The organism is Bradyrhizobium vignae (assembly GCF_004114425.1).
GTDB classification, from domain to species: domain Bacteria; phylum Pseudomonadota; class Alphaproteobacteria; order Rhizobiales; family Xanthobacteraceae; genus Bradyrhizobium; species Bradyrhizobium vignae.
Window position 1 is genome coordinate 32,841 of record NZ_RDQF01000002.1, and the last position, 12,569, is coordinate 45,409.

A 12,569-nucleotide genomic window follows, 5' to 3' on the forward strand; every position below is an offset into this window, starting at 1 on the left:
CGTTCACGGCGGCAAGCTCGGGATGCGGGCCTGATCCGATCAAACTATAGATCAAAGGTTAGTCGATCCCCAAGATCGTCGGGTTCGATTTGCCTCGATTCCAGTCGATTTCTTGCAGGATTCCTCGGCCAAGGGCGTGCGGGAGATCACGCTGGCGAATCCCCCTGCGGTCCAGGTCGCCTCTCGCAAGGGTTGGGTGTGGCAAAACTCTCCCTTGCTCCGACGCAGGCGACCGGCTGTAATTGCAAATCAAATACCGCAGCGCAGAATTCAAAAATGACGTGCGGAGAACCCAGGGAGAACGGTCATGCATGGGACCATCGAGAGCGCGTCCAAGCTCGACGCACTTCGCGAGCGCGCGTCGACATTGCCGCTGGAGCAATTCGATCCGGGTGACCCCGAATTGTTCAGGACGGATACGTTCTGGCCGTATTTCGATCGCCTGCGCCGCGAAGATCCCGTGCATTACTGCAAGGACTCGATGTTCGGCCCGTACTGGTCGGTGACGCGCTACAACGACATCATGGAGATCGAGACCAACCATGCGGTGTTCTCCTCGGCCTCCGCGCTCGGCGGCATCACCATCCGCGACATCGATCCGGATCTGCGCCGCGAGAGCTTCATCTCGATGGACCCGCCGCGCCATGCGGCGCAGCGCAAGACCGTGGCGCCGATGTTCACGCCGACGCATCTGGACAACCTCGCCATCAACATCCGCAAGCGCTCGGCCGAGTGCCTGGACAACCTGCCCCGCGGCGAGGTGTTCGACTGGGTCGACCGCGTCTCGATCGAGCTCACCACGCAGATGCTCGCGGTGCTGTTCGACTTCCCCTGGGAGGACCGCCGCAAGCTGACGCGCTGGTCGGACATCGCCACCACCATTCCCGGGCCCGAGGGTCTCGTCGCGACCGAGGACGAGCGGCAGGCCGAGCTGACCGAGTGCGCGCAGTATTTCTCGCGTTTGTGGAAGGAGCGCATCGCGCAGCCGCCGAAGAGCGATCTGCTCTCGATGATGGCGCATGGCGCCGCCACGCGTGACATGGACGCGAAGAACTTCCTCGGCAATCTCATCCTCTTGATCGTCGGCGGCAATGACACCACCCGCAACACCATGTCGGGTTCGATTCTCGCGCTGAGCCAGCATCCGGAGCAATACCGCAAGCTGTGCGACAATCCTGATCTGCTCGACAGCTTCGTGCCCGAGGTGATCCGCTGGCAGACGCCGCTGGCGCATATGCGGCGCACGGCGCTCTCCGACTTCGAGTTCCGCGGCAAGCAGATCAAGAAAGGTGACAAGGTCGTGATGTGGTACGTCTCGGGCAACCGCGACGAAGAGGCGATCGAAAAGCCTTACGATTTCATCATCGACCGTGCCCGCCCGCGCACGCATCTCTCCTTCGGCTTCGGCATCCACCGCTGCGTGGGCCTCAGGCTTGCTGAACTCCAGCTCAAGATTGTTTGGGAGGAGATCCTCAAGCGTTTCGACCATATTGATGTGGTCGGCGAGCCCAGGCGGGTCTATTCGAGCTTCGTGAAGGGGCTGGAGGCGTTGCCGGTGAAGATTGCGGCGTGAGAGAACTGAAAACTCCCTCTCCCCGTTCTTACGGGGGAAGGGTCGGGATGAGGGGCTCTTCTCCGCGAATACGCTGAGAGGCGGACTCGCAGAGAGTCCCCCTCACCCGGAGTGCATCTTCGATGGAGCCACGACCATGAACATCCAAGCGCCGGTTAAAGTGGACAAAGCCGAACGCCTGCGCAGGGCGCGCGAAGAGGCCTATGCGACGCCATTGTCGCAATTCCACCCCGGTGCGCCCAGGCTGTTCCAGGACGACACGCTGTGGCCCTGGTTCGAGCGGCTGCGCAAGGAAGAGCCGGTGCATTACTGCACCAACGCGCCGATCGAGCCGTACTGGTCGGTGGTCAAATACAACGACATCATGCATGTCGACACCAATCACGGCATCTTCTCCTCGGACTCGACGCTCGGCGGCATCTCGATCCGCGACGTGCCGGAAGGCTACGACTGGCCGAGCTTCATCGCGATGGACCAGCCCCGGCATTCGGCGCAGCGCAGGACGGTGTCGCCGATGTTCACCCCTCAGCATCTGGACGAGCTGGCAAAACTGATCCGCCAGCGCTCGCAGACCGTGCTGGACAATCTGCCGCGCAACGAGACCTTCAATTTCGTCGAGCGCGTCTCGATCGAGCTGACGACGCAGATGCTGGCCACCCTGTTCGACTTCCCCTGGGAGGAGCGGCGCAAGCTGACGCGCTGGTCCGACGTCTCCACTGCGCTGCCCAAGAGCGGCATCGTCGCCTCGGCCGAGGAACGCCGCCGCGAGATGGACGAGTGCTACGCCTACATGTCGAAGCTGTGGAACGAGCGCGTCAACTCCGAGCCGCGCAACGATCTACTGTCGCTGATGGCGCACAACCCGGCGACGCGCTACATGGATCCCGACAATCTCATGGGCAACATCATCCTGCTCATCGTCGGCGGCAATGACACTACGCGCAACACCATGACCGGCTCGGTGCTGGCGCTGAACGAGAACCCAGAGCAGTATGACAAGCTGCGGGCCAACCCGGCGCTGATCGATTCCATGGTGCCGGAGGTGATCCGCTGGCAGACGCCGCTGGCTCATATGCGGCGCACGGCGTTGCAGGATACCGAGATCGGCGGCAAGCAGATCAAGAAGGGCGACCGCGTCGTGATGTGGTACGTCTCCGGCAACCGCGATGACGAGATGTTCGAGAAGCCGAACGAGTTCATCATCGACCGCCCGCGCCCGCGCACCCACCTCTCCTTCGGCTTCGGCATCCACCGCTGCGTCGGCATGCGGCTCGCCGAACTGCAGCTCCGCATCGTCTGGGAGGAGATGCTGAAGCGGTTCGACCGCATCGAGGTGGTCGGCGAGCCCAAGCGAATCTATTCCAGCTTCATCAAGGGATATGAGGCGCTGCCGGTGAGGATTCCGGGGTAGGCTCCTCATCGGACTGCCTTGGGGCAAACCAGCCTCCTCAACCTCCGCTGTCATGCCCCGCGACGGCGGGGCATCCAGTACGCCGCGGCTTCTCGATTCTGGCCGCGCGGCCTCTGGAATACAGGATTGCCCGCCTTCGCGGGCAATGACGCCGAGGGTGAGATGGCGAGCGCGCTCCGAATGCTCCAGGAACTGGCGTCCCAGCTATAAAATTCCGGCATGTCAGCTCGCGCCAGATGCGAAGGCAAGGCGACGCCCAACTGTTCTACGACACGGCATCTAACTCAACTTGATGTCCCACACGCCGTCCTTGCGGCAGGCGGCGACCTCCTCGCGCAGGAGCGCGGTGATGGCGAGGGACGCCGTCGAGGCCGGGCGGTCGATTGGAGATGCGAAAATGAGCTCGCGCGTCATCGGCTTGGAGACGGGCGCGGTTTCCAGCCGCCCCTCCGCGACCTCGCCGTGGACGGAGGAGGGCGGCAGCAGCGCAAAGCCGAGCCCCTCTTCGACGAGGCTCGTCAGTACGCGGAAGGAGTCCGCCTCGAGCTGGACGTTGAGCTTGATCTTGCGCTGGGCGGCGGCGTGCTCGATCAGGGCGCGGAGGCCGTGGGAATGACTGGGCAACACCAGCCGCTGCCGCAAAAGCCAGCCGATGTCGACGCTCTTCTTGCGCGCAAGGCCGCAGCCGCGCGGGCCGACGGCGACGATGTTGTCGCGGCCCAAGCTCTGCACGGTGAGATGCAGATCAGCCGAGCGGCCGTAGAGGATGGCGAGATCCATTTCGCCGCGATGCAGCCATTCGACGAGATGGCCGCTGTAGCTCTCGACGATGCGCAGCGAGATGCCGGGAAACTTTTCGACGCAGCGCCGCGCAAAGCGCGCCGACAGCACGCAGCTCACGGTTGGAACGAGTCCGAGCACGACTTGCCCGGACGGCGGCCCTTTGGACGACTGGATGTCGTCGCGGATCTGGTCGATCTGCCGCACGATGCCGGAGGTGCGTGCCAGCAGCAGCCGCCCGGCCTCGGTCAGCACCATGCCGCGGCCGTTGCGGGTGAACAATTCGGTGCGCAGCTCGTGTTCCAGCAGCTTGATCTGCCGGCTGAGTGCCGGCTGCGCCACGCGCAGCGTGTCGGAGGCCTTGGACAGGCTGCCGAGCTCCGCCACGCAACTGAAGGTCCTGAGCTGCCGGAAATCCATGCTTGCCAATCCTGGAAGGCTACTCCATACGCTATAACAAATGAGCATAGGGGGCGGGCGTTGTTTTCACAACGCCAGGGGATTGGCCGGCGTTATCTTAACTGCCGCTAAGAATTGGAAACGCCATGAGTCAAGAACACCACACCGAAGATTACGCCGATATTCGCGAGGCCGTCGCAAAGCTCTGCGCGCAGTTTCCCGGCGAATATTGGCGCAAGCTCGATCGCGAGATGGCCTATCCCAAGGCGTTCGTGGATGCGCTGACCGAGGCCGGCTATCTCTCGGTGCTGATTCCGGAAGAGTATGGCGGCGCGGGGCTGAAGCTTTCGGCTGCGGCCGCGATCCTGGAAGAGATCCAGCGCGCCGGCTGCAATGGCGGCGGCTGTCATGCCCAGATGTACACGATGGGCACCGTGCTGCGGCACGGCAGTGCCGAGCAGAAGGCAAAGTACCTGCCGAAGGTCGCAAGCGGCGAATTGCGGCTGCAAGCCTTCGGCGTCACCGAGCCGACCAGCGGCACCGACACCTCCTCGCTCAAGACCTTCGCGCGCAAGGACGGCAACGACAGCTACATCGTCAACGGCCAGAAGATCTGGACCAGCCGCGCCGAGCATTCCGATCTGATGATCCTGCTGGCGCGCACCACGCCGAAGGAACAGGTCAAGAAGCGCACGGACGGCCTATCCGTGTTCATCGTCGACATGCGCGAGGCGAAGAACAATGGCCTCGAGATCCGCCCGATCCGCACCATGATGAACCACGCCACCACGGAGGTGTTCTTCACCGACATGAAGGTGCCGGCGGAGAATTTGATCGGCGAGGAAGGCAAGGGCTTTCGCTACATCCTCTCCGGCATGAATGCCGAGCGCATCCTGATCGCCGCCGAATGCGTCGGCGACGCCAAATGGTTCATCGCCAAGGCGACGAACTACGCCAAGGAGCGCAGCGTTTTCGGCCGGCCGATCGGGCAAAATCAGGGCATCCAGTTCCCGATCGCCAAGGCCTACGCCTCGATGCGCGCGGCCGAGCTGATGGTGAAGGAAGCCACGCGCAAATACGAGGCCGGGCTCGACTGCGGCGCGGAGGCCAACATGGCCAAAATGCTGGCGGCGGACGCGTCCTGGGAGGCGGCGAATGCCTGCATCCAGACCCATGGCGGCTTCGGCTTTGCCGAGGAATACGACGTCGAGCGCAAATTCCGCGAGACGCGGCTCTACCAGGTGGCGCCGATCTCGACCAATCTCGTGCTGTCCTACGTCGCCGAGCATGTGCTCGGCATGCCCCGCTCGTACTGAGGCAACATCATGGGAGCACTTGACGGGATCAGGGTGATTGCGGTCGAGCAGGCCGTGGCGGCACCGTTCTGCTCCTCGCGCCTGGCCGATGCCGGGGCGGAGGTGATCAAGATCGAGCGGCCCGAAGGCGATTTCGCCCGCGGCTATGATGCGGCGGCCAGGGGGCAGAGCAGCTATTTCGTCTGGCTCAACCGGGGCAAGCAGTCGGTCGTGGTCGACCTCACCACGAAGGAAGGCCGCGCCGAGCTGGAGACGCTGATCGCGAGCGCCGACGTGCTGATCCAGAACCTCAAGCCCGGCTCGATGGACAAGCTCGGCTTCTCGCGCGAGCGGCTGCTGAAGGATTATCCCAAGCTGATCTCGTGCACCATCACCGGCTATGGCGACGAGGGCCCCTACGCGCACCGCAAGGCCTATGATCTGTTGATCCAGGCCGAGAGCGGCCTTGCCTCGATTACCGGCAATCCCGACGGAGCCTCGCGCGTCGGCATGTCGATCGTCGACGTCGCAACCGGCGCGACGGCCCATGCGGCGATCCTGGAAGCGCTGATCGCGCGCGGCCGCACCGGCAAGGGCTGCGACATCCGCATCTCCATGTTCGACGTGATGGCGGATTGGTGCACCGTGCCGCTGCTCAATGCGGAGGCCGGCAATCCGCCCAAGCGCATGGGGCTGCGCCATCCCTCGATCGCTCCCTACGGCGTGTTCACCTCGAAGGACGGCAAGGACATTCTGATCTCGATCCAGAGCGAGCGCGAGTGGAAGACGCTATGCACAAAGGTGCTGGATCAGCCCGATTTGCCCGCCGATCCCCGCGTCGCCAACATGGTCGAGCGCGTGCGCAACCGCGACTTCACCGACAAGACCGTCGCCGACATCTTCGGCAGGATGACGCGCGACGAGCTCTTGAAGCGGCTGTCGGACGCCGACATTGCCTTCGCCGAGGTCAACACCATGGCCGACCTCACCAACCATCCGCATCTGCGCCGCATCGAGATCGATACGCCGAACGGCCGTGTCAGCTATCCTGCGCCGGCGCCGATCATCGTCGGCGAGACACGCAGCTATGGCGCCGTGCCCGCGATCGGCGAGAAACCAGCCAAGAAGTAACAGAGCGAGGCGTCATGACCGAAAAGCTCGACATCGATCATTTGCGGCAGTGGATCGGGCGCAGCACCGAGGCCACCGACATCGTCACCGCGCAGCTCGTCAAGGGCCTGCGCGCGACGCTGTTCCAGGACGTCGGCGAGCCCAAGACGGGCGATGCCGCACCCTTCACGGTGCACTGGTGCATGGCGCAGCCGGTGTTTCCGATGTCGATGCTCGGTCCCGACGGCCACCCGACCCGCGGCGGCTTCCTGCCGCCGGTGCCGCTGCCGCGCCGGATGTGGGCCGGCGGCGAGATCGAGTTCTTGCAGCCGCTGCGGGTCGGCGATGAATCGACGCGGACCTCGCGCATCGCCGACGTGCAGGTGAAGACGGGCTCGACCGGCACGCTTTGCTTCGTCTCGGTCGAGCACAGCATCTCCAGCCCACGCGGCATCGCCATCCGCGAGCGGCAGGACATCGTTTATCGCGAGATGACGAGCAGCGCGCCCGCGACGGCCAAGGCGCCGCCTCCGCCGCCCAGGGCACAGCATCGCGAGACCCACGTCTCCGATCCCGTGCTGCTGTTTCGTTATTCCGCGCTGACCTTCAACGGCCACCGCATCCATTACGACCGCGATTACGTCACCAGGGTCGAGGGCTATCCGGGCCTGATCTTCCACGGCCCGCTGCAGGCGGCACTGATCATCGAGATGGCCGCCAAGCTGCGCAGCGGCAGGGCGCCGAAGAAGTTCACCTATCGCGGGCTCCAGCCGCTGTTCGAGGGCACCGAGTTCTCCGTCAACGCCAACGAGACCGCTGATGGCATGGAACTGTGGACCGCGAACGCGGAAGGACAGCCGACGATGAAGGGCACGGCGGTGTGGTGATACGCTGCTGCCTCCTCCTCTATTGCGAGCGCAGCGAAGCAATCCAGAATCTTTCCGCGGTGACAGTCTGGATTGCTTCGTCGCATCAGCGCAAAATTGCAACGCAATCTTGTCGCGAGCTCCTCGCAATGACGGGTGAGGCTGCTACCTTCCATAAACAATAGGGACGGAAACCATGGCCAAGAACGGCAAGACCGGCAGCAAGTCCGTCACCGTGAAGCAGGCGACGCTCGACCTGTTGCGCTCGTTCGGCATCGACAGGGTGTTCGGCAACCCCGGTTCAACCGAGCTGCCGTTCCTCAGCGACTGGCCCGATGACATCGACTACGTGCTGGCGCTTCAGGAAGCCTCCGCGGTCGGCATGGCCGATGGCTACGCGCAGGCGACGCGCAATGCCGGATTCGTCAACCTGCATTCGGCGGCAGGCGTCGGCAACGCGCTCGGCAACATCTACACCGCGCACCGCAACCAGACGCCGCTCGTCATAACCGCAGGCCAGCAGGCTCGCTCGATCCTGCCGCTGCAGGCGTTCCTCTATGCCGAGCGCGCGTCGGAGTTTCCGCGCCCTTACGTCAAATACAGCGTCGAGCCGGCGCGGCCCGAGGACGTGCCGGCCGCGATCGCGCGGGCCTATTACACCGCGATGCAGCCGCCGTGCGGGCCAACCTTCGTGTCGATCCCGATCGACGACTGGGCGCACGCCACAACCCCGATCGAGGCGCGCAAGGTGAGCCGGGAGATCGGACCAGAGCCTGACGCGATGAGGGCGCTGGTCACAGCGCTCGGCTCCGCAAAGCACCCTGCCCTCGTCGTCGGCCCCGGCATCGACCGCGCCGGTGCGGTCGATCTGATGGTGCGTGTGGCCGAGAAGGCCAAGGCCAGCGTCTGGGTCAGCCCGTTCTCGGCGCGCTGTTCGTTCCCGGAGCGGCATCCGCAATTTGCGGGCTTCCTGCACGCTTCGCCGGCGCAGCTGTCCGACGCGCTGCGCGAGCACGACCTCGTCGTCGTGATCGGCGCGCCGGTGTTCACCTTCCATGTCGAGGGCCATGCCGCGATCTTCGACGGCGGTGCGACCATCTTCCAGATCACGGATGACGCGGATGCCGCCGCGGTGACACCGGTCGGCACCAGCATCATCGCCACGATGAAGCCGGCACTTTCGATGCTGCTCGACCTACTGCCGGAGAGCAAACGCGCGGCGCCAAAAGGCCGCACGCTGCCGCCGGCGCCGCAGGCTGCCGATCCGCTGCCGGTCGAATTCCTCTTGCACTCGCTGTCGTTGGCGATGCCGAAAGACGCATCACTCGTCGAGGAAGTGCCCTCGCACCGGCCGGCAATGCAAAAATTCCTGCCGATGCGCGGCCAGGACAGTTTCTACACCATGTCGAGCGGCGGGCTCGGCTATAGCCTGCCCGCTGCCGTCGGCATGGCGCTGGGCAAGCCGAAGCAGCGCACCGTCTGCCTGATCGGCGACGGCTCGGCGATGTATTCCATCCAGGCGCTGTGGACCGCCGTGCAACGAAAACTGCCGCTGACCGTCGTCGTCATCAACAATTCCGGCTACGGCGCGATGCGCTCGTTCAGCCAGGTGATGCAGGTGCGGGGCGTGCCAGGGCTGGAACTGCCGGGAATCGATTTCGTGCGGCTTGCCGAAGGCATGGGCTGCGATGCGGTGCGGGTGACGAAGGCTGCAGAGCTCGGCGAGGCGCTGAAGCGCGGCATGGCGTTCGAGGGCACGAGCCTTGTCGAGGTCGTCGTGGATTCCGCGGTGCCGGTGCTGTACGGGCAAAAGCACTGAGTTGTCATCCCGGCGAACGCCGGGACCCGTACCGCGTGATCTATCGATTCAGCGCAGGTATCAGTACCGTGGGACAGAACAACTATCTGTCTTCGCAAAATTACGTCCTGTGGTTATGGGTCCTGGCGTTCGCCGGGACGACATCGAGTTTGCCGTGCCACCGACCAACATACTACGACGCCAAAAATCCCCCGTCCGCCGCCAGAACGTGGCCGACCACATACGACGACGCATCCGACGACAGCCACACCACGGCTTCCGCGACTTCCTCCGGGCGGCCCATCCGCCGCAGCGGCAGGCCGGCGCCGACCGTTGCGACATCGCCGACGCCGGCGCGCAGCATCATGTCGGTGACGACGCGGCCGGGCGCGATCGCATTGATGCGGATGCCGCGCGGAGCGTTCTCCATCGCGGCCGAACGCGTCAGCGAGATCGCAGCGGCCTTGGAGGCCGAATAGAGCGAGAAGCCGGGATTGGGATTGCGCATGCCGCTGACCGAGGCGTTGACGACGATGCTGCCTCGGCCTTTCGCCAGCATCGCCGGCAATTGATGCCGCAAGCACAGGAACAGCGCGCGGACATTGGTGTCGAACACGCTGTCGTAGATATCGGTCCCCTGCTCTTCCAGCGGCGCGCGGCGCTCCTGGAACCCGGCATTGTTGAAGGCGACGTCGAGCCGGCCGCAGCGCTCGACGGCCGCGCGCACCAGCCGTGCGACGTCATCCTCCTGCGTGATATCGGTCTTGACCGGGACGGCCTCCACGCCGCGCTCGCGGCATGCTGAGGCGGTGGCGTCGATCTCGGCTTCGCGCCGGCCGGCGACGAAAATCGCTTCGGCTCCCTCGGCCGCCATCCTGAGCGCCGTGGCGCGGCCGATGCCGCTGCCGCCGCCCGTGACCAGGCAGACCTTGCCTGTCATCCGCATCCCGGTTGGCAACGTTCCGCTCATCGTCCACTCCAAAACGCTTGCGCGCGGCGTTGCGCGCATATAGTTGTATGATACAACTATATGCCGGGAGTCAAGGGATGGCCGAGCTTTCGCTGATCGACGACATCCGCACCGCCTCGCGCCTGATGGTGCGCGAGCTCGGTTTCATGGACGCGACGGTGGCGGCATCGGACTATCCGCCCTCGGCGGTCCACACCATCCTGGAGCTCGGCATCCGCGGCCCGATGACTTCGGGCGAACTCGGCGACTGCCTGCGCCTGGAGAAATCCAGCGTCAGCCGCCTGGTGCGCAAGCTGATCGATTGCGGCGAGCTGCGGGAGACCACAAATGAGCTTGATGCCCGCAGCAAGCTGCTATCGCTGACGGCGAAGGGCCGTCGCACGCTGGAGGCGCTGCACGCCTTCGGCCGTCAGCAGGTGCGCGGCGCACTGGCGGCGCTGACGCCAGCCGAGCAGCGCACCGTGCGCGAAGGCATGATGCTCTATGCGCGGGCGCTGCGGGCGAGCCGGATGGAGGATGAGGTCGTGGGCTAGCCACACTCTCCGTGCCATCGCCCGGCTTCCGGGCGATCTCGTACTCCGAGGCGTCAACGTTTCAAGCGATAGGTCGCGGCGTACTGGATGGCCCCCTTGCCGCCTTCGCTAAAGCTTCGGCGCCCCTGGGCCTCAACGCCGGCGAAGCCTTGGCGTAGCCGGGTCGCGGAGCATGACAACGTCAGGTGTGGCGGTCACTTGCCGAATTCCTCTCGCATCTTGGCCTGGATCTTGGCCATGCCGCCGATCCAGCGGTCGTAGTTCTCGGTCTTCTTGCGCATGTAGCCGAGCACCTGAGGGTGCGGCAGGATCAGGAATGTCTCCTGCTCGAGCCCGGCGAGCACGTCTTTCGCCACTTGCTCGGGCGTGAGATCGCCGTCGCCGGATTGCGGGCCCTTGGGGATGGAGCGCAGCATGTTGGTGTCGACGCCCTGCGGGCAGAGGATCGAGACCTTGATGTTGTGGGCCTTGTGCGAGATCGCGAGATTCTCGGCAAAGCCGACCGCGGCATGCTTGGTCGTCGAGTAAGCCGGGCTGCCGACCTGCGACAAGAGGCCCGCGGCCGAGATGGTATTGAGGAAATAGCCGCCGCCGCGGGCCCTCATACGGGGGACGAGATGCCGCGCCGCATAGACATGCGCCATGACGTGGATCGCCCAGCTGCGCTGCCAGGGTTCATCCGAGGCGCCCCCGGCATTTTCCGACATCGGATCGAAGCCGCCGCCGATGCCGGCGTTGGAGCAGAACAGTTCGATCGGGCCGAACTGCCGCTCGGTCTCCTCGATGACGTGGGCGATGTCCTTTTCCTGCGCGACGTCGCATTTGAAGGCGGCGCCATCGACCATGGCCGCGACCGCCCTCGCATTGGCGGCGTCCATGTCTGCGACGACGACCTTGGCCGCGCCCGCATTGTGAAAGGCCTCGCACAGCGCCTTGCCGATGCCATTTGCGCCGCCCGTGACGACCACGACCTTGCCGGTCACCTGCATGCGACGTCTCCTCTTGTCTTGTACCGCTTTGTATCGCGCCGCTCATTCCGCGTCGCGGGTCCTCGTCAGCTCAACACGAGGTCGAGCACCGCGGTATAATGGCATGCCGCGCCGGCCAAGACAAAGCCGTGCCAGATCGCATTCTGGAAGCGCAGCCGGCGCCAGGCGTGGAAGATCACGCCAAAGCTGTAGAGCAGGCCGCCCGCAAAGATGAAGCCGAGCGCCAGCGCAGGGAGAGCCCTGACCACGGCGTCGTAGAGCATGATGCCGCTCCAGCCCATCGCGAGGTAGATGCCGACCGCGACTCGGTCGAACCGGCCGGGATAGCGCAGCTTCAGCACGATCCCTGATATCGCCGCGCACCAGACGCCGGCGAGCAGCACCAGCGCGAACGCGCTGTCCTTGAGCTCCAGGATGAATGGCGTGTAGGTCGCCGCGATCAGCAGGTAGATCGCGGAATGGTCGAACCGCCGCAGCAGCCACTTGGCCGGCGACACCGGCCAGAGATTATAGGTCGCCGACAGCACCAGCATCGAGAGCAGACCAGCGACATAGATCGACACGCCGACGATGTCGGTGACATCGGAATAGACCGCCGCCAGCACCACCAGGACGGTCGCGGCGATGATGCCGGAGAGCACGCCGATCGCATGGATGATGCCGTCGGCGATCAGCTCGGCGCGGTCGTAGTTCCAGCCGATCGCGTCGGCTGCAGCGTGGACAGAATCGGACGCGAACTGTTTCATTTGGAAGACGGTCATGGCAATCCGCAAAGCGTGGCAATGCCCTCTTGCATGGGTCTTTCGGGATCGGCGTATCGTTCAAACGGCTGATTTGCCGACAAA

At 64.7% G+C, this 12,569-nt stretch carries 11 protein-coding genes; 7 read left to right on the forward strand and 4 right to left on the reverse strand.

The genetic code is table 11. The features are described from left to right. The first annotated feature begins 307 nt into the window (after positions 1–307). Complete coding sequence (locus tag EAV90_RS01725; RefSeq protein ID WP_122401154.1) at positions 308–1,573, forward strand: cytochrome P450; 1,266 nt, start codon at positions 308–310, stop codon at positions 1,571–1,573. Positions 1,574–1,709: 136 nt separating this feature from the next. Further along, the gene (locus EAV90_RS01730) at positions 1,710–2,984 is read left to right on the forward strand and encodes a cytochrome P450 (RefSeq protein WP_122401153.1); all 1,275 of its coding nucleotides are present in this window, start codon (positions 1,710–1,712) and stop codon (positions 2,982–2,984) included. A 279-nt stretch (positions 2,985–3,263) separates the two neighbouring features. On the opposite strand, the gene EAV90_RS01735 is transcribed toward EAV90_RS01730, so the two are convergent. Further along, positions 3,264–4,184 carry a LysR substrate-binding domain-containing protein gene (locus EAV90_RS01735; protein WP_122401151.1) on the reverse strand — a complete coding sequence of 307 codons (921 nt, stop codon included), beginning with the start codon at positions 4,182–4,184 and terminating at the stop codon, positions 3,264–3,266. Positions 4,185–4,309: 125 nt separating this feature from the next. Between EAV90_RS01735 and EAV90_RS01740 the strand changes: the two genes are divergently transcribed. The 4 genes from EAV90_RS01740 to mdlC all read left to right on the forward strand — a co-directional run bounded on the left by EAV90_RS01740 (position 4,310) and on the right by mdlC (position 9,253). Next, positions 4,310–5,479: an acyl-CoA dehydrogenase family protein gene (locus EAV90_RS01740; protein ID WP_122401150.1), complete on the forward strand. Its 1,170-nt coding sequence runs from the start codon at positions 4,310–4,312 to the stop codon at positions 5,477–5,479. Between the two features lie 9 nt (positions 5,480–5,488). Beyond that, positions 5,489–6,589: a CaiB/BaiF CoA transferase family protein gene (locus tag EAV90_RS01745; protein ID WP_129142415.1), complete on the forward strand. Its 1,101-nt coding sequence runs from the start codon at positions 5,489–5,491 to the stop codon at positions 6,587–6,589. Between the two features lie 14 nt (positions 6,590–6,603). Then, positions 6,604–7,455 carry an HTD2 family dehydratase gene (locus EAV90_RS01750; protein ID WP_122401148.1) on the forward strand — a complete coding sequence of 284 codons (852 nt, stop codon included), beginning with the start codon at positions 6,604–6,606 and terminating at the stop codon, positions 7,453–7,455. 175 nt (positions 7,456–7,630) lie between these two features. Beyond that, positions 7,631–9,253, forward strand: a complete 1,623-nt coding sequence (gene mdlC, locus EAV90_RS01755; protein WP_122401147.1) for a benzoylformate decarboxylase — start codon at positions 7,631–7,633, stop codon at positions 9,251–9,253. A gap of 172 nt (positions 9,254–9,425) precedes the next feature. On the opposite strand, the gene EAV90_RS01760 is transcribed toward mdlC, so the two are convergent. After that, positions 9,426–10,202 carry an SDR family NAD(P)-dependent oxidoreductase gene (locus EAV90_RS01760; RefSeq protein WP_122401146.1) on the reverse strand — a complete coding sequence of 259 codons (777 nt, stop codon included), beginning with the start codon at positions 10,200–10,202 and terminating at the stop codon, positions 9,426–9,428. Between the two features lie 77 nt (positions 10,203–10,279). On the opposite strand from EAV90_RS01760, the gene EAV90_RS01765 reads away from it, so the two are divergent. Next, the gene (locus EAV90_RS01765) at positions 10,280–10,735 is read left to right on the forward strand and encodes a MarR family winged helix-turn-helix transcriptional regulator (RefSeq protein ID WP_122401145.1); all 456 of its coding nucleotides are present in this window, start codon (positions 10,280–10,282) and stop codon (positions 10,733–10,735) included. Between the two features lie 194 nt (positions 10,736–10,929). Here the strand turns inward: EAV90_RS01765 and EAV90_RS01770 are convergent, their stop codons facing one another. Further along, positions 10,930–11,724, reverse strand: a complete 795-nt coding sequence (locus EAV90_RS01770; RefSeq protein ID WP_122401144.1) for an SDR family oxidoreductase — start codon at positions 11,722–11,724, stop codon at positions 10,930–10,932. 65 nt (positions 11,725–11,789) lie between these two features. Further along, positions 11,790–12,485, reverse strand: coding sequence for a PAQR family membrane homeostasis protein TrhA (gene trhA, locus EAV90_RS01775; RefSeq protein WP_122401143.1), 696 nt, complete (start codon positions 12,483–12,485; stop codon positions 11,790–11,792). Between the last annotated feature and the right edge of the window lie 84 nt (positions 12,486–12,569).